The 26,712-nt window shown below is 71.1% G+C and carries 22 protein-coding genes; 10 read left to right on the plus strand and 12 right to left on the minus strand.

Features of this window, described 5'->3' with window-relative positions; all coding sequences use genetic code 11:
* Window positions 1-25: 25 nt before the first annotated feature.
* On the minus strand, window positions 26-559 hold the full coding sequence (locus RCR19_RS19140) for a hypothetical protein (protein WP_331269488.1): 534 nt from the start codon (window positions 557-559) through the stop codon (window positions 26-28).
* Between the two features lie 273 nt (window positions 560-832).
* Window positions 833-1,018 carry a hypothetical protein gene (locus RCR19_RS19145; RefSeq protein WP_059130090.1) on the minus strand — a complete coding sequence of 62 codons (186 nt, stop codon included), beginning with the start codon at window positions 1,016-1,018 and terminating at the stop codon, window positions 833-835.
* A 156-nt stretch (window positions 1,019-1,174) separates the two neighbouring features.
* Here RCR19_RS19145 and upp point away from each other — a divergent pair, with 156 nt between their 5' ends.
* A complete protein-coding gene (gene upp, locus RCR19_RS19150; RefSeq protein WP_059130091.1) occupies window positions 1,175-1,810 on the plus strand; it encodes a uracil phosphoribosyltransferase in 636 nt (211 codons plus the stop codon).
* Between the two features lie 105 nt (window positions 1,811-1,915).
* Here the strand turns inward: upp and RCR19_RS19155 are convergent, their stop codons facing one another.
* The 7 genes from RCR19_RS19155 to RCR19_RS19185 all read right to left on the minus strand — a co-directional run bounded on the left by RCR19_RS19155 (window position 1,916) and on the right by RCR19_RS19185 (window position 6,109).
* Window positions 1,916-2,557, minus strand: coding sequence for a LytR C-terminal domain-containing protein (locus RCR19_RS19155; protein ID WP_331266258.1), 642 nt, complete (start codon window positions 2,555-2,557; stop codon window positions 1,916-1,918).
* Window positions 2,558-2,726: 169 nt separating this feature from the next.
* On the minus strand, window positions 2,727-3,023 hold the full coding sequence (locus tag RCR19_RS19160; RefSeq protein WP_004943146.1) for a type II toxin-antitoxin system VapB family antitoxin: 297 nt from the start codon (window positions 3,021-3,023) through the stop codon (window positions 2,727-2,729).
* Between the two features lie 363 nt (window positions 3,024-3,386).
* Entirely contained in the window at window positions 3,387-3,536 is a 150-nt protein-coding gene (locus tag RCR19_RS19165; RefSeq protein WP_199839210.1) for a hypothetical protein, read from the minus strand.
* Window positions 3,537-3,589: 53 nt separating this feature from the next.
* Window positions 3,590-3,931, minus strand: a complete 342-nt coding sequence (locus RCR19_RS19170) for a hypothetical protein (RefSeq protein WP_331266259.1) — start codon at window positions 3,929-3,931, stop codon at window positions 3,590-3,592.
* A gap of 94 nt (window positions 3,932-4,025) precedes the next feature.
* Entirely contained in the window at window positions 4,026-4,703 is a 678-nt protein-coding gene (locus RCR19_RS19175; protein WP_331266260.1) for an HdeD family acid-resistance protein, read from the minus strand.
* Window positions 4,704-4,762: 59 nt separating this feature from the next.
* On the minus strand, window positions 4,763-5,356 hold the full coding sequence (locus tag RCR19_RS19180) for an HhH-GPD-type base excision DNA repair protein (RefSeq protein ID WP_331266261.1): 594 nt from the start codon (window positions 5,354-5,356) through the stop codon (window positions 4,763-4,765).
* A gap of 24 nt (window positions 5,357-5,380) precedes the next feature.
* Window positions 5,381-6,109: a siderophore-interacting protein gene (locus RCR19_RS19185; RefSeq protein WP_331266262.1), complete on the minus strand. Its 729-nt coding sequence runs from the start codon at window positions 6,107-6,109 to the stop codon at window positions 5,381-5,383.
* Window positions 6,110-6,184: 75 nt separating this feature from the next.
* Here RCR19_RS19185 and RCR19_RS19190 point away from each other — a divergent pair, with 75 nt between their 5' ends.
* From RCR19_RS19190 to RCR19_RS19225, 8 genes are all read left to right on the plus strand, one after another.
* Window positions 6,185-8,872 carry a GNAT family N-acetyltransferase gene (locus RCR19_RS19190; protein ID WP_331266263.1) on the plus strand — a complete coding sequence of 896 codons (2,688 nt, stop codon included), beginning with the start codon at window positions 6,185-6,187 and terminating at the stop codon, window positions 8,870-8,872.
* 10 nt (window positions 8,873-8,882) lie between these two features.
* Complete coding sequence (locus tag RCR19_RS19195; protein WP_331266264.1) at window positions 8,883-9,362, plus strand: cupin domain-containing protein; 480 nt, start codon at window positions 8,883-8,885, stop codon at window positions 9,360-9,362.
* Window positions 9,359-10,123: a glucose 1-dehydrogenase gene (locus tag RCR19_RS19200; RefSeq protein WP_331266265.1), complete on the plus strand. Its 765-nt coding sequence runs from the start codon at window positions 9,359-9,361 to the stop codon at window positions 10,121-10,123. The genes RCR19_RS19195 and RCR19_RS19200 overlap by 4 nt, the downstream gene beginning before the upstream one ends.
* 192 nt (window positions 10,124-10,315) lie before the next feature.
* Window positions 10,316-12,199 carry a copper resistance protein CopC gene (locus RCR19_RS19205; protein ID WP_331269489.1) on the plus strand — a complete coding sequence of 628 codons (1,884 nt, stop codon included), beginning with the start codon at window positions 10,316-10,318 and terminating at the stop codon, window positions 12,197-12,199.
* A 413-nt stretch (window positions 12,200-12,612) separates the two neighbouring features.
* A complete protein-coding gene (locus RCR19_RS19210; RefSeq protein ID WP_331266266.1) occupies window positions 12,613-13,926 on the plus strand; it encodes an ABC transporter substrate-binding protein in 1,314 nt (437 codons plus the stop codon).
* A complete protein-coding gene (locus RCR19_RS19215; protein WP_331266267.1) occupies window positions 13,923-14,903 on the plus strand; it encodes a sugar ABC transporter permease in 981 nt (326 codons plus the stop codon). Before RCR19_RS19210 ends, RCR19_RS19215 begins: the two co-directional genes overlap by 4 nt.
* The gene (locus RCR19_RS19220; protein ID WP_331266268.1) at window positions 14,900-15,796 is read left to right on the plus strand and encodes a carbohydrate ABC transporter permease; all 897 of its coding nucleotides are present in this window, start codon (window positions 14,900-14,902) and stop codon (window positions 15,794-15,796) included. The genes RCR19_RS19215 and RCR19_RS19220 overlap by 4 nt, the downstream gene beginning before the upstream one ends.
* A 206-nt stretch (window positions 15,797-16,002) precedes the next feature.
* Window positions 16,003-17,094, plus strand: coding sequence for a hypothetical protein (locus RCR19_RS19225; RefSeq protein ID WP_331266269.1), 1,092 nt, complete (start codon window positions 16,003-16,005; stop codon window positions 17,092-17,094).
* Between the two features lie 280 nt (window positions 17,095-17,374).
* Here RCR19_RS19225 and RCR19_RS19230 read toward each other — a convergent pair whose 3' ends face one another.
* Complete coding sequence (locus RCR19_RS19230; RefSeq protein ID WP_331266270.1) at window positions 17,375-20,824, minus strand: phosphodiester glycosidase family protein; 3,450 nt, start codon at window positions 20,822-20,824, stop codon at window positions 17,375-17,377.
* An 802-nt stretch (window positions 20,825-21,626) separates the two neighbouring features.
* Between RCR19_RS19230 and RCR19_RS19235 the strand changes: the two genes are divergently transcribed.
* Window positions 21,627-22,286, plus strand: coding sequence for a class I SAM-dependent methyltransferase (locus tag RCR19_RS19235; protein ID WP_331266271.1), 660 nt, complete (start codon window positions 21,627-21,629; stop codon window positions 22,284-22,286).
* Between the two features lie 112 nt (window positions 22,287-22,398).
* On the opposite strand, the gene RCR19_RS19240 is transcribed toward RCR19_RS19235, so the two are convergent.
* Complete coding sequence (locus RCR19_RS19240) at window positions 22,399-25,797, minus strand: BTAD domain-containing putative transcriptional regulator (RefSeq protein ID WP_331266272.1); 3,399 nt, start codon at window positions 25,795-25,797, stop codon at window positions 22,399-22,401.
* Window positions 25,798-25,953: 156 nt separating this feature from the next.
* The gene (locus RCR19_RS19245) at window positions 25,954-26,571 is read right to left on the minus strand and encodes a GNAT family N-acetyltransferase (protein WP_331266273.1); all 618 of its coding nucleotides are present in this window, start codon (window positions 26,569-26,571) and stop codon (window positions 25,954-25,956) included.
* Window positions 26,572-26,712 lie beyond the last annotated feature (141 nt).

A 26,712-nucleotide genomic window follows, 5' to 3' on the forward strand; every position in this document is an offset into this window, starting at 1 on the left:
TCCCGTCCTCGGTCACTCGGTGCGCCTAGCGGACGGTCTCCAGGACGTCCGAGGCGCCCAGGGCGTCGGCGATCGAGCTCAGCGCGTCCTCGGCGTCCAGGATGCGCAGCTCCTTCTCGTCGACGCCGAGGTCGTCGAGGATCGCGCTGTCACCCACGGGACCGTGCGGCACAGCGAGGTCCGCGACCGCCGGTTCCTCGTCGTCGGCGTCCTCGGGCTCACCGTCCTCCGTACCGTCGAGATCGAGGGAGTCCAGGTCGGCGACATCGTCACCGGGCTCCCTTCCGAGCAGCTCGTCGGTGAGCAGGATCTCGCCGTACGAGCTGCGGGCCGCGGCCGCGGCGTCCGAAACGTAGATACGAGGGTCGTCCTCGCCGTCCACGCGGACTACGCCGAACCACGCGTCCTCCTGCTCGATGAGTACGAGCACCGTGTCCTCGTCGACCGAGGCTTCGCGGGCCAGGTCGGTCAGATCCGACAGGGTTTCCACATCGTCGAGCTCTGTGTCGCTCGCTTCCCACCCGTCTTCGGTGCGCGCGAGCAGTGCGGCGAAGTACACCGTGACTCTCCCACTGGTCATAGGCGTGCCGGTTGGGGTTCCCCCCGGCGGAGGTTGCGGGCGGGGAGTGCTGCTCCGAGCCCCGCCCACTCGGAATCGTGGCAGAAACAAGGCGCTCAGGGGACGTCTTCGGCTCCCTGTGTCTGGCCGTTTTGATCGCGGAGCGCTTGTTGCAAGCAGTCCACTCACCAGCGCACTCATTGCCGCCACCTGCGGATCGTACGCGGCTCGGGGCCGTGTGGTCGCACGGCCACCCCCGTGGCGGCCGCGTCACTACCAGCGGAAGGTGCGCATACGCACGGCGTGACGCAGGCGCGCGACCTTGGCGCGGCGGGGCTGGACGCGGTCGCGCAGCTCGCGTGCCTCGGCGAGTTCTCGCAGGAACCGGGCGCGGCGCCGCATACGTTCGGCATCCGTCCGCCGCGCTTCGCGCACTTCTTCGGACTTCCGGTCGGACATGAACACACCACCCCAGTTGTGTCCCTCTCACTTTCCCTCCGATGGCGGGTTCGATGCCGGCGCGGAAGGGGGGAAGGATCCGAGGTGAGCGGTCCGCCGCCAACGGCGTCGGACAGGGGCGCGGTGGGGGTGGGAGGCCCGGTTACTGTTGGGGACATGCGTCTCCACGTCGTCGACCACCCCTTGGTCGCCCACAAGCTCACCACGCTGCGCGACCAGCGCACCGACTCCGCGACCTTCCGTCGGCTCGCCGACGAGCTCGTCACCCTGCTCGCCTACGAGGCGACCCGTGACGTGCGTACCGAACAGGTCGACATCGAGACCCCGGTCGCCCGGACCACGGGTGTCAAGCTCGCCCGTCCGCGCCCGCTTGTCGTGCCGATCCTGCGCGCCGGCCTCGGCATGCTCGACGGCATGGTGCGGCTGCTGCCGACCGCCGAGGTGGGCTTCCTGGGCATGATCCGGAACGAGGAGACGCTCCAGGCCTCCACGTACGCCTCACGCATGCCGGAGGACCTGTCGGGGCGTCAGGTGTACGTCCTGGACCCGATGCTGGCCACCGGTGGCACGCTCGTGGCGGCGATCCAGGAGCTGATCAAGCGCGGCGCGGACGACGTGACGGCCGTGGTGCTGCTCGCCGCCCCGGAGGGCGTCGCCGTCATGGAGCGCGAACTGGCGGGCACGCCGGTGACGGTGGTGACGGCCGCGGTCGACGAGCGGCTCAACGAGCTCGGTTACATCGTGCCGGGGCTGGGCGACGCGGGAGACCGCCTCTACGGGGCGGCCGAGTAGACGGCGTTCGGGCCGGTGGCGATTTCCGTGCGGAAGCCGCCGACGGCCCGGTACGGCGGCCGCACGGCCGCCTGAGCGTTCCCCGCCGTGCGGGTGCGGGAAGCTTCAGCAGCCCTTCTTGGTGCCGCCCGTGGGCGACGCCGTCGGACTGGTGAGCGCGGTCAGCGCCTTGTCCGCGTCCGGCTTGCTCGTCAGCGCCTTGAACCCGTCGCCCAGGATCAGATCGACGGCGGGGCCGGTGCGGGACGCGTCCGCGCGGCGTTCGGCGGCCGGGAGTTGCACGCCGAGGACGGTCAGCGAGGTGTCGACGGCCGTCTTGGGGCCGAGCAGCAGCGCGACGCCCTTGACCTTCTTGTCGAACTCCTCGGTGGCGTTGCCCACGTCCCCGATGTGGAAGCCGCGCTTCTTCAACTCGTCCGCGGTCTGCTTGGCGAGGCCGCTGCGGGGTGTGGCGTTGAGGACGTTCACCGTGATCTGGGCGGGCGCGGGGAGGGCCTTGAGGGCCGCGGGCGTGGCATCCGCCTTCGCGCAGTGCGCCCTCGCGCCGGACGCCGACGCATTGCCGCCGTTGCCGCTGAAGACGTTGATGAGCTGCAGGGTCCCCCAGCCGATCAGCCCGACGGCGGCCACGGAGGCGACGACGGTGAACACGATCCTGCCGCGGCGCCGGGGACGGCGCATCCGCGGGTACTTGTCCCCCGTGATCCGGTACTGGCCGCCCATGCCAGGGGGAGTCAGCATGCTCATGAGGCGCAGCGTAGTGCGCCCGGGCGGCAATGCCTACTAGATGATCATTCAACGCCGTGCACTCCAACCCGAAAGGGTCAAAGGGAACACACGGACGGCCGGACGCCGCGGAGACGAGCGGGTCTCACAACGGCCGGCGGTGCACGGACGAGGCGAGGACGACGGGACGTCAGTCGAGTTCGAGCACTCTCGCATGCAGGACCTGGCGCTGCTGCAACGCCGCGCGGACCGCGCGGTGCAGGCCGTCCTCCAGGTACAGGTCGCCCTGCCACTTCACGACGTGCGCGAAGAGGTCGCCGTAGAACGTCGAGTCCTCGGCGAGGAGGGTCTCCAGGTCGAGCTGCTGCTTCGTCGTCACGAGCTGATCGAGGCGGACCGGGCGCGGCGCGACGTCCGCCCACTGCCGGGTGCTTTCCCGGCCGTGGTCGGGGTACGGCCGGCCGTTTCCGATGCGCTTGAAGATCACACGGAAAGCCTACCGGTCGAGACGTTCCGGGCGCAGCCATGGCGACGGAGTACGGCACAGGAAAAGACACGGTAAACAGGGGCAAAACGGGAGTGAGGTGAGGGGGAGCCATGGCCGGAGCCTGCCTGGGAGCCACCGCTTCCACGGGGCGGGTGAGTCCTTCCGGGCTCCCGGGTGCGACGTGTGCGGTCCTGGGGTCACGGCTGGTGGGGGGCCACGGGGCGGCTTCGGCCGCATCCGTCGCGCGGCTCCCGCCGGTGGTGATCGCCCTCATGTACAGCGGGCTCCCGAGCTCCGGCCGCCGGCCGGGGCCCGGTGGGGAGGGGGAGCGGCCGCCCGGCCCTGGGGCGGCCGCCGTGCGTGCTACTCGCGGTCCTTCTCGGGCGGGGTGGTGGCCGGGGGCGGCTGCTCCCCGGTCTCGGCTTCCGGTTCGGTCGTGGTCCGGGGTTTCGTGCTGCGCGCCGCCTCGGCACGCAGCAGGGCGTGCAGGACCGCGTACGGGTCGATGAGCATGTCGGTGTCCTTGCGTTGCTTGCAGGTATGACGGTTCCGGAGGGCGGGACCTGTCAGCAGCGCAGGACGACCGTGCGCAGGGCGTGCAGCGTGGGTGAGTGCGCCGCCCCGGGGAGGAGGGGCACCGAGCCCTCGGGGCCGGACGGCCTGGCGCCGCCCGGCGGACCCGGCCGCGAGGAGGCGAGGGCGCGGTGGCCCTGGGGGCTGGCCGGCGTCGGGGTCGCGGCGAGCTGCTCGTACTCCGCGTCGCAGGTCTGAGCCGTGGACGTCGGGAGTGAGTCGGCCGTCACCGCCCCGGTGTGCGCGCCGGCCGTCAGCAGCGCGACCAGCACCACGAGCGCCCGCAGCCAGGCGTACCGGCGGGCGGTGCGCGGGGCATACGGGGTGCGGCTCACGAGAGGTCATCTGCCCGCTTGGCGAGCATCGTTCATCGTGTCGTCCTCGAAACCGCCCGCTCGGCGTACGTTCCGGGCGTGGTGTTGACGCCAATCAGACGGTACGAGGAATCTGCTTCGCGCGGCTCCGGATCCGGATCGCCGTGACGATCTCGACGACACCGACCACGAGCAGCCACCAGCCCGCCACCAGAGTGAGCACGGCGATCGAGGCGAACGGCGAGACGATCAGAACGATCCCGGCGACGAAGGTCACGACGCCGAGGAAGATCTGCCAGCCGCGCGCCGGCACCGCGGGGTCGTGTGCGGCCGCCATGGTCTGCGTGATCCCGCGGATCAGCCAGCTGATGCCGATCCACAGCGCGAGCAGCAGAACCGATTCCATGGGGCCGCGGAAGCAGAACAGGCCCAGCAGGATCGACAGCGCACCGCTGATGAAGGCCAGGACACGCAGCGAGGTGGCCTTGTGCGTGCCGAAGGCGGACGCCAGTTGGAGCACACCGCTGATGATCAGGTAGAGGCCGAAGAGAACTCCCGCGGCGAGCAGGGACGGTCCCGGCCAGACCAGGACCAGGATCCCCAGGATCAGGGACGCGACGCCGGTGGCCAGGACGACCTGCCAGGCCGTGCGGGACAAGTAGTGCAGGACTCCCTCGAAGGGGGGTTCGACATCCTGCGACGCGGGCCTCGGTGTGTGCGGGTCACGCGTGGCGTGGACGCGGCGGTCGTCGTATTCGGATTCCCGGGGGGAGCCGCTCGGTGCCTCGGTCATGGTCCATGCTGGGACCGGGCTCGAACACTCCGCCAGCCGGGTGGGCCAACCGGCTGACGCTAGCGGCCCGCCGTCCTGGCGGCCTTCGCCGCCGCCTTCAGTTCCTGTTTGTACGCGCGGACCTTCGCCAGTGACGAGGGACCGGTGATGTCGGCGACGGAACGGAACGACTTGTCCTCGCCGTAGGGCCCCGCGGCCTCCCGCCACCCCTCCGGCCGCACGCCCAGCTGCTTGCCGAGCAGGGCGAGGAAGATCTGCGCCTTCTGCTTTCCGTAACCGGGCAGCTCCTCGAGTCGTTTCAGCAACTCCCGTCCGCTGCCGACGCCTTTCCAGACGGCCTCGGGGTCCCCGTCGTAGTGCTCGACGAGGTACTGGCACAACTGCTGGACGCGCTTGGCCATGGAGCCGGGGTAGCGGTGCACCGCCGGCTTCTGCGACAACAGGGCGGCGAAGGCCTCCGGGTCCCGTGCCGCGATCTCGTGCGCGTCGAGTTCGTCCGTGCCGAGCCGCTGTGCGATGGTCCACGGCCCCTTGAACGCCCACTCCATCGGAACCTGCTGGTCCAGCAGCATCCCGATCAGCGCGGCGAGCGGATTGCGTCCGAGGAGCGCGTCGGCTTCGGGATCCTGGGCGAGATGCAGGGTGACGTCCATGCCCCGATGATCCCGCGTGCCGGCTCAGGTCGCGCGCCAGTACCCCAGAGCGTGCAGCCGCCGTGCCGGGACGCCCAGTTCCTTGCGCGCGTACGCGCTCAGCATGCGTGTCGTCACCGTGTCGCAGGCGATCCACACATAGGGCTGAGGGGCGGCCTCCAGCAGGCCCGGCAGGGCCGATCCCACCTCGGCGACCAGTTGGGCGCCGTCGTCCCCGCGGGGGACGGCGCGCAGCTCGTGGCGAGCGGGATCGATGCGCAGCGGGAGACCGTCCGGCGCCCCCTCGAACCACACCGTCGCCGGGGTGGGGGCCAGCGCCGAGAGGAGGGAGTTGAGCGCGGGCAGCGAGGCAGGGTCGGCCATCGCGAAGACGTGCGAGGGCTCCGGTTCGGGTCGGTGGAAGGCGGTGCCCTGGACCGTGGCCTCCACGGTGTCGCCGGGCTTCGCGGCCCGTGCCCAGTCGGCGGCTCGCCCGTCGTGGAGGGCGAACTCCAGGGTCAGGGTGCCGGAAGCCGGGTCCGGGTCGACCAGGGTGTAGGCCCGTTGGTGCGGACGGCCCGGGCCCGGGAACCACAGCCGCACCCACATCGTGGGATGCACGCCGGTCGCCCCGAGCATTCCGCCGTCGGTCAGGCGCAGCCGCCGGTAGTGCGGTGTGACGTCCTCCGTGTCGGTCACGGTGAACACGAAGTCCTTCGCACGCAGCAGCCTGAGGACCGTGCCCTCCCAACCGCGCCCCTGCCCCTGACCCATCGCGCCCCCACTCGTCGTTTACGATTCCGTCCCAGTAACTTAGGTAAGCCTAACCTAAAGAATTGAGGGTCACAGGTGCCCACCGAGATCTACCGCGATGCCTGGGGCATCCCGCATCTGCGCGCCGACGACACAACGGCCCTCGCCCGGCTCCAGGGCAGGGTCACGGCCCTGGACCGGGCCTGGCAGCTGGAGGTCGAGCGGCACCGGGCGCAGGGCACCTCCGCCTCCTTCCTCGGCACATCCGCCCTGGCCTGGGACACGCTCGCCAGACGCGCCCGGCTCGACGACACGGCCAGACGCTGCTTCGCCGCGCTGGAGCGGCACGACCCCGAGACCGCGCGATGGGTGCGCGCGTACACCGACGGAGTGAACGAGGGGCTGGCCGAAGGGGCGCGTCGCACCCCCGAGTTCGGCACGACGGGACTTGTCCCCGGGCGGTGGGAGCCCTGGCATCCCCTCGGCGTGTGGCTCGCCACCCACATCCTGTTCGCCGGTTTCCCGGCCAAGCTCTGGCGCGAGGAGGCCGCGCGGTGCCTCGGCGAGGAGGCGATCGGCCTCTTCGCCACCGACGGGCCGGGCACGTCGGGCAGCAACGGCTGGCTCGTGACCGGCGAGCGCACGGTCACCGGGCGGGCCATCGTCGCCGGAGACCCCCACCGCTTCATCGAGGACCCCGGCGTCTACCAGCAGATCCACCTCGCCTGCCCCGAGTTCGACGTCGTCGGCCTCGCCGTCCCCGGCATCCCCGGCATCGCGCACTTCGGTCACACGGGCCCCGTCGCCTGGGCGATCACCAACGCGATGGCCGACTACCAGGACCTCTACCGCGAGCGTCTGCGGCGCACGGCGGACGGCGGAGTGGAGGCGCTTGACCCGGACGGCACATGGCGTGCCGCGGTCAGGCTGGTGGAGACGGTCGAGGTGGGCGGAGGCGATCCGGTCGAGGTCGAGGTGATCGAGACCGGGCGGGGCCCGGTCGTCGTCGGCGGCCCGGAGTCCGCGGGCACCGGCACGCGCCCGCAGGCCGCCGTCTCCCTGCGCCATCCGCCCCGGGTCACCGAGCGCCTCGGTTTCGGCGCCCTGCTCCCCCTGCTGCGCGCCCGGCGCGTCGCCGATGTGGACCGCGCGCTCGATCTGTGGGCCGAGCCCGTCAACGTCGTGCTGGCGGCGGACGTCGACGGCGGTGTGCTCCACCGGGTGGCCGGAGTGGTGCCCTGGCGCGGTGGGAAGGGCCGGTCGCGGCTCGTTCCCGCCTGGGAGCCCGGGCACGAGTGGCGGGGGTGGCACGACATGCCGCGGGGGGACGTCGAGAACGGCATCGCCGTGATGGCCAACCAGCGTGGACCGGCCGCCCCCCTCGGCGTCGAGTTCGCCCCCGATCACCGGGCCGACCGCATCCGCGAGCTGCTGGAGCGGAAGCCGCGGTGGTCCGCGGGGGAGATACCGGCCGTCCACATGGACACCCGTCTCGCGTCCGCCGCTCCGCTGCTCGACCGCCTCCGCACCCTCGACAGCCTCACTCCCGGGGCGGGTGCGCTGCGCGACGTCCTGCTGGCCTGGGACCGGCACATGGACGCGGACAGCGGTGCCGCGGCGGTGTACGCGGCGGTGCGCGGTGCGGTCGTACGGCGGCTCGCCGCGCACCCCGCCTTCGCCGGACTGGCCGCCGCGCCGTCCGCGTATCCGGAGGTCTTCCTGCCCTGGCTCGCCCTTCTGCCCCGGATCGGCTTCGCCCTCGAACACCTGCTGGCCGCCGAGGACCTCTACGGCGTCGACCGCGCCGCGATCGTGCGCGAGGCACTGGAGGAGGTCGCCGCGAACCCACCGCGGGGAACCTGGGGCGACACCCACCGGCTCGCCCTCTGGCGGGCGACGCCCGGGACGCCGTACGAGGAACCGGGTCTGTCCGGGGACCACGACTGCGTCCTGTGCACGTCCTGCGTGCCCGGCCTGACCGATCTGAGTGCACGCGGCCCGGCCGCCCGCTATGTCTGGGACCTCGCCCGCCGCGACGACAGCCTCTGGGTGGTCCCCCTCGGCGCCCTGGGCGTCCCGGGCTCGCCCCATCACCGCGACCAACTGCCCCTGTGGCTCGAGGGGGAGCTGGTCCCGGTCGTCACCGACTGGGACCGTCTGACGAAGGAGGCGCCGACGGCCGCCGAGCCGTACGCCGCCCACCGCGGGGCCGTCCACGAGGAGCTGGTCGAGGGCTTCGGCGCGGTCCGCATCGTGCCTCTGGACCCCCGGGCCGACCTGGACCTCGTCCATGGCTGGGTGAGCGAGGAACGCGCCTCCTTCTGGGGCATGAACGGGCTGACGAAGGAGCAGGTGGGCGAGATCTACGGCCATATGGCCACGCTGGACACCCATCACGCCTTCCTCGCCGTCAAGGACGGCGCGCCGGTCGCGCTCCTGCAGACCTACGAGCCGGAGGCCGACCGGGTCGGCGCGTGCTACGCGGTCGAACCGGGCGACATCGGTGCCCACCTCCTCCTCGCGCCCCCCGGCTCCACCGGCGCGCGGGCGGGCTGGACTTCGGCCCTGCTGACCGCCTTCACCTCGTACATCCTGGACGGCCTCGGCCGGCGGCGGGTGGTGGTCGACCCCGACGAGCGCAACGAGAAGGCGATAGCCCGCTTCCTGCGTCAGGGCTTCGTCCCCGGCCCGGCCGTCGTCCTGCCCGAGGTCGACCTGCCGGACGTGTACCTCCCCGAGAAGCGGGCGCGGCTCGCGTTCCTCACCCGTCCGGTGAGGCCCTAGCCTGCGTGCCGTGACCCCTGACGACCTCGTCGCCCACTACGGCCTGGAACCGATCCCGCGTGAGGGCGGGAGGTTCCGGCGCACCTGGGCGGGACCCCCGCTGCCCGACGGACGCCCGGCGGGCACCGCCATCGTCGCCCTGCTGACCGCCCAGCCGGACGACTACTCGGCGCTGCACCGCCTTCCGGCGGACGAGGTCTGGCACTTCTACCTCGGCGATCCACTGGAGCTGCTGCTCCTCGGCGCCGACGCGAGCGTGCGGACGGTTGTCCTCGGACCGGACGTCCTCGGGGGCCAGAGGGTCCAGTTCACCGTGCCGGCGGGCACCTGGATGGGCGGGCGGGTCGCCGCGGGCGGGTCGTGGACGCTCTTCGGGTGCACCATGGCGCCGGGCTTCACCTACGAGGGCTACGAACACGGTGACGCGGCCGCGCTGACGGCGCGCTATCCGGCCGCGGCGGCCCGGATCGCGGGACTGTGCCGGTCATGAGCGGATTGCTGAGGGGACAGGTTGCCCTGGTGACCGGCGCGGGCGCAGGCGTCGGACGCGGGATCGCGCTGCGGTTCGCCGAGGAGGGCGCCGCCGTCGCGGTCCACTGCCGCACATCGGTTTCCGGGGCGCACGACGTGGCCGGGCGCATCCGTGACATGGGCTCCCGTGCCGTCGTCCTCCAGGCCGATCTCACCGTCGAGGACGCCTGCGCGTGGCTGGTCCGCGACGCGGCCGACTGGGGCGGCGGAAGGCTGACGGCACTGGTCAACAACGCGGGCGTGCAGCCCACGCAGGACCTGTCCGGGATGACGGCCGCCGACTGGCGGGCCGTGGTCGACGCCAACCTCTCGAGCGTGTTCGCCTGCACGCAGGCGGCGGTGGAGGTGATGCGCGCGACGGGCGGCGGGAGCGTCACGCACATCGCCTCCGTCGAGGCCACGCATCCGGCGCCCCTGCACGCCCATTACTGCGCGTCCAAGGCGGCCGTGGTCATGCACGCGAGGTCGGCCGCGCTCGAGTACGGCCCCCACGGGATCCGCGTCAACACGGTCTCGCCCGGACTCATCGACCGCGAAGGGCTGGCGGAGGACTGGCCCGAGGGGGTGCGCCGCTGGCGCGGTGCCGTGCCCACCGGCCGGCTGGGGCGCCCCGAGGACGTCGGGGACGCCTGTGTGTTCCTGGCCTCGCCGCTCGCCTCCTGGATCACCGGTCACGACCTGGTGGTGGACGGCGGTGTGTCGGCCCGGCCCACGTGGTGACGGGACCTGCGGCCATGATGACCTGACGCATGTACGGGTGGGGGATCGCCGCCGCGCTGAGCGCAGCGGACGCACCGTCCGTACGTAACCGGGACCCGGGACGGCGGATACGGGAGACAAGACGTGGGCGCAGGACGCGTGGGCGACGGGAGATCGGTGGCGGTGGCGGGCGGGCGACGGCCGTGGCACCTCGTGTTCGTGCTGCTCGTCGTTCCCCTGCTGCTCCTCGCGGGGGGTGGTTCCGCTTCCGCGCACGCCGTCCTGAAGGACGTCGACCCGGTGGACGGCAGTGTGCTGAAGACGTCGCCCGAGGCGGTCACCCTCACCTTCTCCGAATCCGTCGGACTGTTGGATGACTCCATACGCGTGTTCGACCCGGGCAACCGCCGGGTCCACACGGGCGAACAGGAGCACGCGGACGGCCGCGCGGACACCGCGCGCGTCACGCTCCCCCGACTGCCGCAGGGCAGTTACATCGTGGCCTGGCGCGTGGTGTCGGCGGACAGCCATCCGGTGTCCGGGGCGCTCACGTTCTCCGTCGGCAAGCCCTCCGCGACGACCGCGGTGCTGCCGTCCGACGAGGCCCAGGACGCCGCCACCACGACGCTCTACGACATCGCCCGCTACGTCGCCTACGGCGGCCTGGCCCTGCTGCTCGGCGTCCTTGTGTTCGCGATGGCGACCGGTGCGGGAGTGGCCCGGGGTCTGCTCGTGGGCGGTTGGTGGACCCTGCTGGCGGCCACGGTGGCACTGCTGCTGCTCCGGGGACCGTACGAGCGCGGCAGCGGCCCCACGACGGTCTTCGAACTTCGGGTGCTGCGCGAGACGGCGACGAGCCGGCCGGGGATCGCGCTGCTCGTGCGGCTCGTGCTCCTCGGTGTCGCGGCCGCGCTCGCGGGGCGCGCGGGGCTGCCGCGGGCGCACGGCCGGGGGCCGGACAGCGACGGCGAGCGGGCCGCGGGCGCGGTGGCGACGGTGGGTGGTCCGGCCGTCGGCGCACGGCTGCGGTTCGCGGTCGTGACCCTGCTGTCGCTCGCGCTGGCGCTCACCTGGGCGGTGGCCGAGCACGCCTCCGCGGGCATCCAGGTCCCGCTGGCGATGACCTCTGCGGTGCTGCATCTGCTGGCGATGGCGGTATGGCTCGGAGGCCTGGCCGCGCTGCTCACGGCGCTGTACCGGACGCCCGACGAGCTTCCCGCGGCCGCGGTGGCCCGCTTCTCGCGCCTGGCCCTCGCGAGCGTCGCCGTGCTGGTGGCCACCGGCGTCTACCAGTCCTGGCGCGGCCTCGGTTCCCTCGACGCGCTCACCTCCACCCAGTACGGCAGGCTGCTGGCCGCGAAACTGGTGGCGGTCGTGCTGCTGCTCTCGGCGGCCGCGTACTCGCGCCGCTGGACCGCACGGCTCGCGATGCCGGCCGCGGTGGCGGCGCCGTTGCGGGTGCCCGAGGTGGTGGGGGCGGCGGGGCGCGCGGAGAGCGCCGCGCGGGCCGGGCTCGTCGAGGAGACGCGCACGGTCGAGGGCCCCGACGGCCGCAACGTGAACGCCGGCGCGGACCCCGGACCGGGAGGGCCGAGCGGCGAGGACCCGTCTCCGTACCGGAGTGCGTTGCGCCGCTCGGTGCTCGCGGAGATCACCGTCGGGGTCGTGGTGCTCGTGATCACGACCCTGCTGACGGGCGCGCAGCCGGGCCGGGCGGTGTCCGAGGAGCAGGCGGCCCGGACCGCGTCCGAACAGACCCTCGGCTCCACCACGTTGATCCCCTTCGACGTGGGGACGCCGGGCGGGCGGGGCAAGGTGCAGGTCGAACTGACGCCGAGTCGGGTGGGTGAGAACCAGGTCCAGATGGTGATCTACGGACCCGACGGCGGCATCGCGACCGTGCCCGAACTGCGGCTGAGTTTCACGCTCGACGGACGGAAGATCGGTCCGCTGGACGCCAAGGTCGAGAACCGGGGCGGCTATTGGGCCGCCGACGCGCTCAACCTCCCGCTGCCCGGCACCTGGACGATGAAGGTGACGGTCCGTACGAGCGACATCGATCAGGTGACCGTGTCGAAGACCGTCCGGATCGGCTAGCCGGCACGCGCGAACCACGTCCGCTCGCAACGGGTTTCGGAACGGTGCGGTGGTGACATGGTTCCGGTTGTGCACATCTGGTGGAGACGCGGCCGACGGGTGATCCGCCGGTCGTGGCCGCCGCGCCCGTATACCGCCTCGGGATCGCACGCTCGCCGGCGTCCCGCGCCGAGGCGGTCAAACACGCTGTGTGCAAACGGTCTTGGGAAGCGCTCTCCACTGTTCGTTCGTCAACGGAGTCGATCAAGGTGATGTCGATTACGTTTCAAAAACGGGCCACGACAGCTCTTGACGTATGACCGGACATGCGAGTCTTATGACGGCCACGATGTTCGGTCGAGTTGGTTTCTGGTGGATTCTGACCCAAGTCCTCAGAGATCCGCCCGTGACCGACCCTGCCCCCAGGAGCCGTCATGCATCACACCCCGTCCGGCCTCACCGTCCCCGGCCCGAGCCGTCGTTCACTGCTGCGTGGCGTCGGCGGCGCAGCCGTTCTCGCCGGTGCCGGCATACCCCTGCTGAGCGCCTGCGGCGGCAGCGGCGCGGCATCCGACCCGAAGACCGTGAGCCTCGGCTCCAACGCCTCGGACGCGGTGCCGAAGAAGGCGTTCGAAGAGGTCTACGCGGCCTTCAAGAAGCAGTCCGGCATCGCGGTCGATGTGAACACGAAGGACCACAACACCTTCCAGGAGCAGATCAACTCCTACCTCCAGGGCACACCGGACGACGTCTTCAACTGGTTCGCCGGCTTCCGGATGCAGTTCTTCGCCGCCAAGAAGCTCGCGTCCCCGATCGACGACGTGTGGCAGAAGATCGGGGACAACTTCCCCGACGCGATGAAGAAGCTCAGCAAGGGCGAGGACGGCAAGTACTACTTCGTCCCGCTGACCACGTACCCGTGGGCGGTCTTCTACCGCAAGAGCGTGTTCCAGCAGCACGGCTACCAGGTCCCCACCACCTGGGACCAGCTCGTCGCCCTCTGCAAGCAGATGAAGAAGGACGGCCTGGTCCCGATCGCGTTCGGCGACAAGGACCAGTGGCCGGCGATGGGCACCTTCGACCAGATCAACTTCCGCCTCAACGGCTATGACTTCCACGTGGAGCTGATGGCGGGCAAGGCGTCCTGGACCGACGCCAAGGTCAAGGCGGTCTTCGACCACTGGACCGAGCTCCTGCCCTACCACCAGGACGGAGCCCTGGGCCGCACCTGGCAGGACGCCGCGCAGTCGCTGGTGGCGAAGAAGGCCGGCATGTACCTCCTGGGCAGCTTCGTGGCGCAGCAGTTCACCAACAAGGCCGATCTGGACGACCTCGACTTCTTCCCCTTCCCGGAGATCAACTCCGCGTACGGCCAGGACACCGTCGAGGCGCCGACCGACGGATTCATGGTCAGCAAGGCCCCGAAGAACCACGACGGCGTCGTGAAGCTGCTGGAGTACCTGGGCAGCCCGGGGGCGGAGGAGACCTACCTCAAGACCGACCCCAGCGTGGTGGCCGCCTCCAGCAAGGCGGACACGTCCTCGTACAGCGCCCTGCAGAAGAAGGCGTTCACGATGATCAGCGGCGCCAAGAACCTCACCCAGTTCATGGACCGTGACAGCCGCCCCGACTTCACCTCCACGGTGATGCAGCCCTCGCTGCAGAAGTTCGTCCAGAACCCCAAGGGCGTCGACAGTCTGCTGTCCTCGATCGAGCGCCAGAAGAAGACGATCTTCGCCTCCGCATGACCATGGACACGACGACGAAGAATCCGGAGGCGGCCTCCGTGCCGCCTCCGGGCCCCGCACCCGCGAAGAAGCGGGTCACGCAGGGCCATCGGCGCCTGCTGACCCGCCGTGACCGGATCACGCTCGCCGTCATGGCGGGCGTGCCGACGATCCTGCACGTGGCCCTCGTCTGGGTCACCGCCCTCGCCTCCATCGCACTCGCCTTCACCACCTGGGACGGCATCGGCTTCGACTCGATCAAGTGGGTCGGCCTGGAGAACTTCAAGCAGCTCTTCTCCGACAACCCGCAGTTCTGGCCCGCCGTCGAGCACAACGTCATCTGGTTCGTGGTGCTCATCCTCGTTCCGACGCCGCTCGGTCTCTTCCTCGCCGTCCAGCTGGACAAGAGGATCCGCTTCAGCCGCGTCTACCAGACGGCGTTCTTCCTGCCGGTCGTGATCTCGATGGCGTGCATCGGGTTCGTCTGGCAGCTCGTCTACAACCCGGACACGGGCCTGATCAACAGCCTGATCGGCGCCAACAAGCCCGGCCACTACATCGACTGGATCGGCGACCCGAAGCTCAACCTCTGGGCCGTGCTCGTGGCCGCCTCCTGGCGGCACACCGGCTACATGATGATCCTCTACCTGGCCGGTCTGAAGAGTGTGGACCCGTCCCTGCGCGAGGCCTCGGCCCTGGACGGCGCGAACGAGTGGCAGACGTTCAAGAGCGTCATCTTCCCGACGCTGCGGCCCACCAACACGGTCGTGCTGGTCGTCACCATCATCGAGGCCCTGCGCGCCTTCGACCTGGTGTTCGTCTTCAACAAGGGGGCCCAGGGCACCGAGCTGCTGTCGATCCTGGTGACCAACAACATCATCGGTGAGTCCAGCCGCATCGGCTACGGGTCGGCCATCGCGGTCGTCCTGCTGGTCATCTCACTCGCCGTGATCATCCCCTACCTGGTGGCCACCTTCCGGAAGGAGCGGCGATCGTGAGCGCCCCCACCCTCGCGGCCGGCGCGCTCAAGAAACGCGCGCCCCTCCGCCCCGCCCGCGTCCTGCTGCATGTCTTCCTCGCCGGGACGGCACTGGCGTGGCTCGCGCCGCTGCTGTGGGCGGTCTTCTCCGCCCTGCGCCCCTACAGCGAGACCAGCACCAAGGGGTATGTCTCCTGGCCGGACAAGCTCAGCCTGGACAACTTCACGAACGCGTTCGAGCAGTCGGACATGATGCACTACTTCGGCAACACGCTGCTGATCGCGGTGCCGGCCGTGCTGCTCACGCTGTTCCTGTCGTCGATGGTCGCCTTCTACGTCAGCCGCTTCGACTTCCGCGTCAACCTCGCGTTGCTGCTGGTCTTCACGGCGGGCAACCTGCTCCCGCAGCAGGTCATCATCACCCCGCTCTACCGGTTGTACCTGCTCACGAACCTGCCCGGGATCACGGCGAGCGGCAAGCTGTACGACTCCGCGCTCGGCCTGGTCCTCATCCACGTGGCGTTCCAGTCCGGCTTCTGCGCCTTCGTGCTGAGCAACTACATGCGCTCGCTGCCGCACGAACTGACCGAGGCCGCGCTCGTCGACGGCGCCTCGGTGTGGCGCATGTACTGGCAGATCACCCTGCCGCTGTGCAAGCCGGCGATGGCGGCCCTGGCGACCCTGCTCTCGATCTGGATCTACAACGACTTCTTCTGGGCCCTCGTACTGATCTCGACCGGCGAGAACATGCCGATCACCTCGGCACTGAACAACCTCTCCGGCCAGTACTTCACGGACCCCAACCTGGTCGCCGCGGGCGCCCTGCTCACGGCGATCCCCACCCTGGTCGTGTACTTCGTGCTCCAGCGCCAGTTCGTCAGCGGCCTGACCCTCGGCTCCAACAAGGGCTGACCGGGCTCCGCTCGACGGAGAACCCCGGCCACCACCCGTTCCGCACGGCGGACTTCTCCCTCGTGGACCTGCGCACCGCGCGCGTCCACGAGGGACGGCCGGCCGTGCCCGGTCGCGGGATCCGTTCACCGCTCGCCGTGTCGGCCCTCTTGATGACCGGCAGGACGGCTCTTACCCTTCCGGCATCTGTCGACGAGGGGGCGGCGATGGCGAGGGAACCGTCCGCGGAGGAACTGCTCCAGGCCGTCGGGGAGCATGTGGCCCGGCACGGAATCAGCGTGCTGCTCACCTCTCCCGGCGCCGCGCACCTGTCCTGGCAGTCGTTGCTCGACTGCCGGATCGTCCGCAGCGTCGAGGAGCGCAGCGAGCGCGAGATGAGGACCACGGGCCGGCGCCGTGACATCGCCGATCGCCCCGCCTACACCGACCTGGCCTCCCATCCGGTCGAGACGCCCGCCGACCCGGTGACCCCACTGAGGCTGGAGCTGGTGCGCGAGGGCTCGCTCGGGGAGGTTTCGTGCGAGGGCTGTGAGGGGGGCCGCAGGACCTGCGGGCGCTGCACGGGCAACGGCCGCCTCGCCTGCGAGAAGTTCGTGTCGTGCGACGGATGCGGAGGCGGCATCGACGCATGCTGGGAATGTGACGGCACCGGCCGTCCCCGGCGCCGCGGCAACCTGACCGGATCCCGTCCCGTCGACGGCCCGCAACGCGCCCGCTGCTCCCGCTGCCACCGCCCGGACGCCGCGTGCCCGAAGTGCCTCGGCAAGGGCCGCGTGGACTGTCCGGCGTGCCGGGCGAGCGGTTTCGTGGAGTGCTCGGCCTGCCGTGGTGAGGGCCGGGTGAAACATACGGAGTGCGCGGGCACGGGCCTGTTCACGACCTGGACCGGCGCGGTGATCAGTCGCACTGCCGACCAGCGGAAGGTGGAGGAGGCGGCGCCGCTGCACATCCGCTCGGCGACGGACGGCGCGGGCGCCTGGCGCAGGTCGGTGCTGACAGGCGTGACGGACAAGCTTCCGGACGACCTGGAGCCGGTCCACCGGACGCTGATCGAGGGCCACTTGGCCCTCGCGAAGAACGAGGTGGGCCGGCGTGTGACCATCCGGTATCTCCCCCTCGCGCGCGTCACGGTCCACGCCGACCCGGACCGCGTCTACTTCGCCTTCCCGTCCTCCACCGGCATCAAGGTCGTCGAACGCCCCTCGAAGCAGCGCGTCGTCCGCTTCTCGGCGATCGCCTCGACCGCGGTCGCCGTGGCCGTGCTCCTGCTGCTGCTGGTCGTCGTGGTGCTGAACTGAACCGTCGCCGGCCTCGGCGGGGAGGGGCCGCCGGGGCCGGGTGAGAGCGCGATTCCCGGCCCGACGGGGGAGCCCCCCTTCGGGCGGGACGGAAGGGCGACCGCAGGGCGACGACCCTCCTCGGCGCTCCCCACCGTCCCGAGGACGGGAATCCGCGGGCGAGGGGCCACGGCGGACCACCGGGTGTCGCCCTGTGCACGTGACCCCGCTCGCCGGGCCTGTGAACGCCGACGGGGTGCCCGAGACCGCTCGGGCACCCCGCCGTGGATCAGGCGTCAGATCACTGGACGACGACCTGGGCGCTGCCCGTGACGCCGCCGGAGGTCACCGAGACGGTGACGGTGCCGGAGCGATGGGCGGTCAGGGCGCCGGTGGACGGGTCCACCGAGGCGACCTTGGGGTTGCTCGAGGTCCAGACGTGGGACGCGGGGTCCGCGATCGGGATCGTGAGCGGTGCGATGTTGTCACCGGCGATCTGGTCGCCGGTCGCGGTCAGGGTGACGCGGTCGCCGCGGGCGATCGGGTCCTTGGGGCCCGTGACCTTGATCGTGGCGAGCGCCGGCTCGACGGTGTACTGCAGGTCGCCGTCGTCACCGATGCGGACCAGACCGAAGTGGTAGATGCCACCCTGGTCGGCCGGCGCGTACGCCGGCATGCCGAGGTCCGCGAAGGTGAACTGCGGGATGCCGCCGTCCTCCGTGCTGACGCTCTGGCCCTCGGGGTTGAGGATCTGCTCCGCGAAACCGCGGGCGTGACCGTACATCATGATCACGTGCTGCTTCGGGTGCGTCTCCTGGTAGCGCTGCACCAGCCGCAGGTACATCCGCGCCTCCCAGCGGTCCGTGAACTGGCTGTTCGCGGCCGGGTGCGGGTCGTACGCGGGCATGTGGGTGATGACCAGCACGTCCTTGGCGGTGGTGTCCGTCAGCTGCTGGACCAGCCACGGGTACTGCACGCCCTCGGGGTTCTGGAACGGGTCCGAGGACTGCAGGCTGCCGTGCGAGTTGTCGGTGACGATCATCCGCGCCGCGCCCTGGCTGTAGGCGTAGTGGGTGTCGCCGAAGGTGTCGCTGTAGTTGCCGTCCTCGGAGTCCGCGCCCTGGGTGATCTCGTGGTTGCCCACGATGTCGCGCTCGGGGACGCCGAGGGCGTCCATCTTGGACTTGGCGTACTGCAGGTCCGCCAGTTTGCCGTCGTCGGACATGTCGCCGAGGAACTGGGCGGAGTCCGGCCGTGCCTGCGGCGTGAGGGTGGGCAGCCGCTTGGCGATGGAGTCCATCACGTTGCTGCTGACGGAGCCCGGGTCGCTCGCGAGCATGTGCGCGTCGTCACCGGTGAGGACCGTGGTGCCGCGCTTGGCGAAGTCGGCCGAGTCCTCCTCGAAGGACAGCCACTTGGGGTTCTGCGGGATCGCGTGGTACTCGGGGACCGTGACCGGGCGCGGCGAGTACAGCGCCTGCAGGCCCGCGACGTTGAGCGAGCCGCTGTAGGCGGTGCTCGGGCTGATGGCCAGGAAGTCGATGAAGCTGATGGTCAGCGGGAACTGCATGCCCGCCGGCAGCTGCGCGACCGCCAGGTGCCAGTCCTTCCACGTCACGTACGTCGGGTAGAGCGTCGTGGAGGTGCCGTTGACGCCGATGTACTTCTCGGCGAGCTCGATGCCGTTGCCGTCGCCCTTGATCCACACGCCGATGCCCGTGGGGACCTGGCCGTTGTTGGTGTCGGTCTTCAGGGTGGTGCGCGGCGAGAGCACGAGCTGCTTGACGCCGGCGCCGGCCGGCATCGAGTAGTCGAGCCGCAGCGACCCGGACTCGGTGGAACCCGGCGGGACGACACCCGGGTCGGTGGCCAGGGTGGCGGGCTTGCCGGTGGTGTTGTTGCTGAGCCGCCAGACGTCGAGGCTCGTCATCGGGTCGATGACCTTGCTGACGCTGCCCACGGCGATGGACGTGGTGCCGGTGGCGCCCGCGACCTCGGCGCTCACCTCGGCGAGGCCGCCGTTGTCGGCGTCCGCCGTGAACAGACCGTGGGTGTCGACGGTGCCCAGGTTGTCCGGGGTGACCTTCCAGTCCGCCGCCTCAGCGGGGATCTGCACCTCGCCGCCGCCCTTGACGGTGCCGGAGAGGGCGAGCTGCTGGGTGGCGCCGTTGTCGAGGTCGGACTTGTCGGGCGAGACCGTGAGGGACTCGAGCTTGCTGACGACCTCGAGCTTCTCGGAGGTGAAGGCCTTGCCGTTGAAGGCGATGATGCGGCCGGTACCGGATCGGCGCGGGGTGAGCTTGCCGTCCTCGTACGTGGCGAGGCTCGACGGCACGATCCGAACGTGGTCCTGGCCGGCCGCCGGATTGGCGAACCGGTCGACGGAGTGCACCGGGAGCGGGATGGAACCGCCGGCGACGGTGGTGACCGTCTTGCCGCCGTTCACCACTACCTTGACGGCCGGTCCGGCCTCCTTGGCGGTGGAGTAGAAGAAGATGCCGTTGGCGACCGGGCGCTCGGTGTTGCCGGGCAGGTCGGAAGGCGTGTTGACGACCTCGGCCTGGTCGGCTCCGGGCGCGCGGCTCACCATGCCGGTGGAGCCGCCGCCGTCGAACAGCATCGCGGTGTAGGCGCCGTGGGCCACCATGTAGCCGGCGGCCTGGTCGGCCGTCACACCGAAGGCCGTGGAGGCGCCGCCGTGGCCGTCGATGGCGACGACGACGGCGTGCTTGCCGTCCTTGGTGATGCCGACGGCGGTCTCCGGGTTGGCGCCGCTCGGCGGGGTGCCGGTCGGGTCCTTGTAGACCTTGCCGTCCTTCACCAGTGTGTCGACACCGCTGATCAGCTGGGTGACATCGTTGTCGGGCGACAACCGGGTCGTGATGCCCACCGTGTCGCCGCTGTGCAGGTTGTCGGACAGCCACTGCCCGCCGTCGCCGGCGCCGAGCAGACCGAGCCGGCCGGCGGAGAGCCGCGGCACGGTGGTGACGCCGGACTGCACCTCGTCGACGACGAAGCCGCCGTCAGTGCTGTGGCCGAGCACCAGGGTGGACGCCTTGGACAGGCCCGGGGTCTCGCCGAGGTCGGGGGTGACCTCCGTGATGCCGCCGGAAGCCACGTCGTTCACGGTGTTCACCGAGGTGAGCGCGTGGTTCGCGGAACCGGCCGTGATCGTGCCGGAGAAGGTCTCCGGACCCATCACCATGGTGCCGTCGGGCTTGACGCCCAGCTGGGAGGCGAAGCCCGGCTCGGGGCTCTTCAGCAGCCGACCGTCGGTCATGATGCCGCCGAGCGGGCGTCCGCTGGCGTGGATCTCGAAGTAGTCGGCGTTGACGCCGGCCACCGCGTGCGTGCGGTGGGCCATCGAAGAGGGCGTCTCGTCGGCCGGGTTGGTGATGGTGTCACCGGCCTCGACCATGCCCACCTGGAGGTTCGGGTCGTCGAGGTCGGCCGAGAGCACCTGGATGTGCTGGCGGCCGCCGACTGTGTCGTAGGTCTCGCTGTAGTGCTGCAGACCCTGGGTGACGGTCTCCGCCGGCGTGCGGGTGTAGTCCACCACCAGCGGCCAGTTCTCGGGCGTGTCCGGGAGCCAGTTCCCGTTCACGGCCTGGCTGTCCGCGGCCGTGGCTTCGGCGGAACCGAAGGCGGTTCCCGCTCCCGTCACAGAGCCGGCGAATGCCAGCGCCACCGCGACCGCGACCGCGGTACGGCGTGTGCCGGCCCCCGCGGGTCTCTTTGCGCGAATTGTCATTGCGTATTTCCTTCAGGACGTGCGCTCCGGTGGTCACCGGGGCGCACCGACCACCGCACACCGGCCCGGCGGATCACAGGTATCGGCGCGAGGTGACGCAGATGACTTTCCGGAATACTTGCTCACTACATTGAGTCAAGTGGAGTTAACCTCCGACTTGATTGGGTCCGCGCTCGCCCTTGTCGGGTGCGGCGTCGGACCCGGACCGGGGCGCGGTGGCCACGGTGTCCTTCGTTGGGCGCTTCAATTCCGGTGCCGGGTGGGCTCATCCGCCCAACCCCGATCGGATCGGTCACATCGGGCAGGTTCCGATCTGAGGGCATATTCCGTTCGTACGGGGAGCTGGGAAGCCGCTTGTGCGGAAAATCCGGGCGGCCTTGATGACCAGGGGCCCCACGGCCGCGGCGCGGACGCGGTGTGGTGCGGACGGTGCCGGAAGGCGTCGCCCCGGGGTGGTTCTTCGTGACCCGGCGCGCCCCGGCCGATCCCCATGGACCACCGCTCGGCCGGGTGTGCTCGGACGGAGATGCCGCCACCGCGATCGGCCCGGTCACGGTCACGGCCATCCGGTCGTGCGGGGTGCGCACCGCGTCGGTGTGCACCCGGGCGGGAACGGGAGGTGAACCGGTCGTGCGGCGGGATCGATCCCGGCCGTGTCGCGGCCGGCCCCGAAGCCCCACACCCGGCACAGGGGCTGCCGCGACTCAACGTCGGCTCGAGCAAAGGGCGTTCGGTGTGCTGTTGCGACCGGCACGGTCCGGGGACCCGTCCTGTGTCAGTGCTCTCCCCTAGAGTCGCCGACATGATCGAGCCCGACTACCTTGCCGCGGTCCGGGAGTCGTACGACGCCGTTGCCGCCGCCTATGCGGAGCGCGTCAAGTCGCCGGCGGAGTTGGACCCGCTGTCCCGGGCGATGCTGGCCGCGTTCGCCGAGGTGGTGCGGACGGCCGACCACGGGCCGGTCGCGGACCTGGGCTGCGGGCCCGGCAAGGTCACGGCGCATCTGGCGGCGCTGGGGGTGTCCGCCTTCGGCGTCGATCTGTCCCCGAAGATGATCGAGCTGGCCAGGCAGGCCCATCCGGCGCTGCGGTTCACGGTGGGTTCCATGACCGGGCTGGCGCTCCCGGACGGCGAACTCGGCGGCATCCTGGCCTACTACTCCACCCATCACACGCCACCCGAGCTGCTGCCCGTCGTGTTCGCCGAGTTCCATCGCACGCTCGCACCCGGCGGCCACCTGATGATGGCCGGGTACGTGGGAGACGACGTGCGTCTGCGTCCGGCACAGGCCTATGGAGGCCATCCCGTCTCCTACGAGTCCCATCTGCAACCGCCGGACCGGCTCGCCTCGTTGCTGGGCGAGGCAGGATTCGTCCTCACCGCACGGCTGTTGCAGGAACCCGCCGGAGAAGTGAGGAGATCGATCGCCACCTTCCTGGCCCGAAAGCCCGAACACCCATGAGCTGACCGTCGGTTGCCCCGTCTGCACCCGTCCGACCCGCGGTGTCCAATACGAACCGGCACCCTGTCACTCGTCCCTCCACAGGCGGCAGGGCACCCTCGTCCGGACCGCGTCACCGGTCGAGATCTCCGAATCCCTCCGGCGGCACCCCCACCGCCGAGAAGACCTCCAGTGCCTGCCGGCGCGCGAGTTCGGCGGCGTCGCCGTCCGTCCCGCGAAGGGCACGGGCCAGTGCGAGGAGGGCGCGGGCCTCGCCCAGCCGATGACCGGTCCGGCGATGAACGGCCAGCGCCTCGCGACCCAGGGCGACGGCCGCTGCGTGCGCCGACTCGGCCTCCGCGGCGCGGCACAGAACGGTCAGCGCCTGTCCCTCCACCACTCGGAAGCCGTACCCGCGTGCCATGCGCAGCGCCTCCTCGGCATGGCGACGGGCGCCATCGTGTCGGCCGAGCTGCTGGTGGGTGAGGGAGAGGCCCAGGATGCTGTCCGCCTCCGGTCGTTTGAATCTGGCCTTCCGGGCCAGAGCGAGAGCTTCTGCGTCGGTCCGCAGGGATCGCTCGAAGCGGCCCAGATGCCGGTCGGCGGCCGCGAGCGTGTTGAGGATGCCGGACTGTATCCAGGCGCGTCCCGGGGCCCTGACCATGGAGAATGCTCGCTCGGCCTGAGTCAGGGCCTCCTGGTGGTGACCCAGCTCGATATTGATCTTGGCGACGGCGTCGAGCATCATGGCGCGGCCGTTGCGGTATCCGCCCCTGTCGTCGGCGGCCACCTTGGGACCGAGGACGTCCAGGCCGTCGGTCAGACGTCCGAGCTCCCAGTAGACCCCGCCCAGTATCTGCAGTGCCAGGCTGTCGTCCCACCAACTCATGTCCGCATTACGGCCGATGACCAGTTCGAGATGCTCCGCAGCCTCCCGGAGCCGGCCCAGATCCCGGCAGGTCATACCGAGGCCGAGCAGCCCGAACGTCCCGAGATACCGGTTTCCGGTTTCCTGGACGATCCGCATGCCGGCGGTGAGGCGCTCGAGCGCACTGTCGAGGCGCGCGAGACTCCATTCCACGCAACCGCCGACGCCGAGAGCCGCAGCCTCTCCCAGCGGCCAGCCGAGCTCCCGGCTGATGTCCAGTACGCGCGTGTGATGACGCGTCGCCTCCCGGGGATGCCCCCAGTCCCACTCGATCACTCCAAGGCTCACGTGCATGGCCGCCTGGCCGAACCGGTCTCCCTCGGCCTCCGCCGCACGCAGCGCCGTCTGTGCGCCGGCCTGCCATGTCGTCCGTGGCAGATGGAGCCAGAAATGACCGAACAGCACGGAGTTCAGATGCCAGGCGACGGGCCGGGGACCGTGGCGGCCCGTGTGATGGACCACCGCGAGCAGATTCGCCCGCTCCGCGTGCAGCCAGCGTCCGGCTTCGGCAGCCGTAGGCAGGCCCTGCTGCTCGCCGGGGTCGAGGTCGGCGGGCAGCTCCGGGAACAGCCAGGTCCCCGCGGCCTCGCGTGCGGCGTGCAGGTACCAGATCACCACGCGTCGCAACGCGGTGTCGCGATCAGCTGCCGGATCCTCCGCCCGTGCACGCTCCTGGCCGTACTCGCGAAGCAGATCGTGGAACCGGTATCGACCGGCCGTCACCGGTTCGACCAGATGGGCGGCGGTCAACGCGCCGAGCAGACGCCGGGCCTGGGGCAGCGGCGCGTCCAGGAGGGCGGCCGCGACCTCGGCGGTGAACTCCGGCCCGGGAAACAGGCTGAGCGATCGGAACAGCCGGCGCGCCGCGGGTACGAGCACCCGGTACGAGACGGAAAAGGCCGCCCGCAAGGGGGAGTTCTCGTCGCCGTCGGGCTCCAGGGCCTCCAGCCGATTGCCCTCGGACATCTCGGCGACCAGGTCGGCCAGGCGCAGGCCCGGATCGCCCGCCAGCCGGGCGGCGGCCACCCGCAGTGCCAGCGGAAGGCTGCCGCACAGCCGGATCAGCTCGTCGACGGCCTGCGGTTCGGCGAGGAGCCGCTCCGCACCGAGTGCCTCGCCCAGCAGCGCGCGGGCCTCGTCCGGCAGCAGGAGGTCCAGCGGCAGGGCGTGCGCGCCGTCGCGGGCCACCAGGTCACCGAGCCGATTGCGGCTGGTGACGACGACACAGCAGGACGGGCTGCCCGGAAGCAGCGGACGGACCTGCTCCGCCGAGGCCGCGTTGTCCAGCAGCACCAGCAGGCGCCGGCCGGCGAGCACCGTCCGGTACAGGCGCGACTGCTCCTCCTCGTCCGCAGGGATCTCCGACGCGGCCAGCCCCAGGCTGCGCAGCAGGAGCCCCAGGGCCTCGCCGGCCTCGAGCGGCTCGCGGTCGCGGTCGAATCCATGCAGGTTCACATACAGCTGGCCGTCGGGGAAACGATCCCGCACCTGGTGCGCCCAGTGCACCGCCAGAGCGGTCTTGCCGATGCCGGCGGCTCCCCCGATGGCGGAGATGACCACGGTGTTCGCCGAACCCTGGTCCCGCTCCGTCGGAAGCAGCGCGTGGAGCCTGGCGAGTTCCTCGGCCCGGCCGGCGAACCCCGCCGCGTCGTGCGGAAGTTCGGCGGGTGCGGGTGCGGGTGCGGGTGCGTGTGCAGCGCTGTCGCGCGGTGGGCGAGCCGGCCGCTCCGGCGGCCCTGCCTGCGGGGCGGCGCGGACGACGGACCGGGCCGACGACGGTGGCGTCGCGGAAGCCGCCGGTGCGAGCAGGCAGGCGTCGTCCTGGCGCAGCACCGCCTCGTGCACCCGGCGGAGGTCCTCCCCGGGATCGACCCCGAGCTCGTCACGCAGGCGCACACGCATGTCCTGATAGGCGTTCAGCGCCTCCGCCTGACGCTCGCAGCCGTACAGGGCGCGCATGCGCAACGCCAGCAGCGATTCGTCGTAGCGCTCGAACGTGGACAGAACCGCCAGGTCGTCCAGGGCGTCGCCGAACCGGCCGAGCAGAATCAGGCAGTCGAGCCGTTCCAGCCGGATCGTCCGACGCCGCTCCAGCAACCGTTCCCGCTCGGCCTGCGCGAACGGCCCCGGCAGGTTGGCCAGCGGCTCGCCCCGGAACAGGGCGAGCGCTGCGGACAACTCTTCCGCGGCGGTGGCCAGGTCGCCGGACGCCTTGGTGCGCAGCGCCTTGTCGCCGCGCTCGGACAGATCCGACAGATCGAGCCGCACGCCGTCGACGACGAAGCGGTACCAGCCCTTGCCGCTGCGAATCACCGACGCCGTGTGCGGGGTGCCCGCTGGATCCAGCGTCCTGCGCAGGGGATTGATGTGACTGGCCAGCACCTTGCTTCCGGAGAGGGGTGGTTCCGCACCCCACACCCCGTCGAGAAGGTGCTCGTGGCTCACCACGATTCCCCGTCGGAGCAGCAGCCCGGCCAGCACGGCCTGCCGCTTGACGGGCCCGGGATCCAAGGGTGTTCCGCCCCGCCAGGCCCGTAACGGCCCGAGCACCTCGATCCGAAGCAGCTGAGGATCTCCCCCGTCCACCGCGAAGCCTCCGTTCATGTGCATCACCGGTAAATCGACTGCATTGCAGCACCCCCGGCCCCCGCGGGGACGACGACATCGCACAACCCCCACAACCTGGGGTCCTGCGGCTTCGCCGGACGGCCGTCCGCATCGCGTCCGTCGCCGGGGTGCCCGCGCCGCGGGAGACGTGGCTCAGCGCGTTGTGCGCCCGAGGTAGGTGAGCGGCCCGGGGGACCGTACCGGCAGGACGGAGAATCCGAGGCGGTCGTAGAAGGCGCGGGCGGCGGTGTTGGCGGTGACCATGCCGAGGTGGACCCGCTCGACCCCCTGCGCGGTCAGCGCGCCCAGGAAGGTGTCCATCAACGCGCGGCCGTGGCCGAGCCGCTGGTGGCTCGGGAGCAGGTCGATGTGCAGGTGGGCCGGGTGGTCGGCGATCTCGGGCACGAGCATCCGCTCGGGGGTGTGCATCAGGTGCAGCATCACGCCGGTCGGGGTGCTCGGCTCGCCGGTGGGGGCGGGGTAGCGGTCGACCAGCCCGGGCAGCCACTCCTCCCGGAAGCGCCGCACGAAGGCAGAGGTGTCCGCGGTGCCGACGATGTATCCCACCGCCCGGTCGCCGTCGTCCACGACGAACGCCAGCTCCGGTTCCAGCTCCGCGTAGGGGGCGGCGAATATGTTGGGCAGCAGCTCCGGGTCGGGATAGATCTGCCGGGAGTCACCGCCGTTCTCCGCCGTGCGCACGCAGATGTCGAAGAGTGCGTCGCGATCGGTGGGGAGGTAGGGCCGGATGAGCGCTCGAGACGTCTTCATGCGGGCCATGCTGCCTGGCGCGGGAGCGCTCCCACAATGCCGGCGGCCGGGCGTCGGCGCGTTCGCGACCGACGGGGCCGAGGTGATGACGGCCGCCGCCGGACCGGTCGACATGGTGCCGATGGACCTGCGCATGCCCAT

Source organism: Streptomyces sp. WAC07094, from assembly GCF_036320405.1.
Classification (GTDB): Bacteria; Actinomycetota; Actinomycetes; order Streptomycetales; family Streptomycetaceae; genus Streptomyces; species Streptomyces lannensis.

Bases quoted from the DNA above. Each gene is read 5' to 3' on its own strand.
- upp (WP_059130091.1), top strand. From the start codon at position 1,175: ATGCGTCTCCACGTCGTCGACCACCCCTTGGTCGCCCACAAGCTCACC.
- RCR19_RS19180 (WP_331266261.1), bottom strand. From the start codon at position 5,356: ATGGACGTCACCCTGCATCTCGCCCAGGATCCCGAAGCCGACGCGCTC.
- RCR19_RS19235 (WP_331266271.1), top strand. From the start codon at position 21,627: ATGATCGAGCCCGACTACCTTGCCGCGGTCCGGGAGTCGTACGACGCC.
- RCR19_RS19155 (WP_331266258.1), bottom strand. From the start codon at position 2,557: ATGAGCATGCTGACTCCCCCTGGCATGGGCGGCCAGTACCGGATCACG.
- RCR19_RS19185 (WP_331266262.1), bottom strand. From the start codon at position 6,109: ATGGGTCAGGGGCAGGGGCGCGGTTGGGAGGGCACGGTCCTCAGGCTG.
- RCR19_RS19225 (WP_331266269.1), top strand. From the start codon at position 16,003: ATGGCGAGGGAACCGTCCGCGGAGGAACTGCTCCAGGCCGTCGGGGAG.
- RCR19_RS19215 (WP_331266267.1), top strand. From the start codon at position 13,923: ATGACCATGGACACGACGACGAAGAATCCGGAGGCGGCCTCCGTGCCG.
- RCR19_RS19230 (WP_331266270.1), bottom strand. From the start codon at position 20,824: ATGACAATTCGCGCAAAGAGACCCGCGGGGGCCGGCACACGCCGTACC.
- RCR19_RS19240 (WP_331266272.1), bottom strand. From the start codon at position 25,797: ATGAACGGAGGCTTCGCGGTGGACGGGGGAGATCCTCAGCTGCTTCGG.
- RCR19_RS19210 (WP_331266266.1), top strand. From the start codon at position 12,613: ATGCATCACACCCCGTCCGGCCTCACCGTCCCCGGCCCGAGCCGTCGT.
- RCR19_RS19145 (WP_059130090.1), bottom strand. From the start codon at position 1,018: ATGTCCGACCGGAAGTCCGAAGAAGTGCGCGAAGCGCGGCGGACGGAT.
- RCR19_RS19165 (WP_199839210.1), bottom strand. From the start codon at position 3,536: ATGCTCATCGACCCGTACGCGGTCCTGCACGCCCTGCTGCGTGCCGAG.
- RCR19_RS19175 (WP_331266260.1), bottom strand. From the start codon at position 4,703: ATGACCGAGGCACCGAGCGGCTCCCCCCGGGAATCCGAATACGACGAC.
- RCR19_RS19245 (WP_331266273.1), bottom strand. From the start codon at position 26,571: ATGAAGACGTCTCGAGCGCTCATCCGGCCCTACCTCCCCACCGATCGC.
- RCR19_RS19200 (WP_331266265.1), top strand. From the start codon at position 9,359: ATGAGCGGATTGCTGAGGGGACAGGTTGCCCTGGTGACCGGCGCGGGC.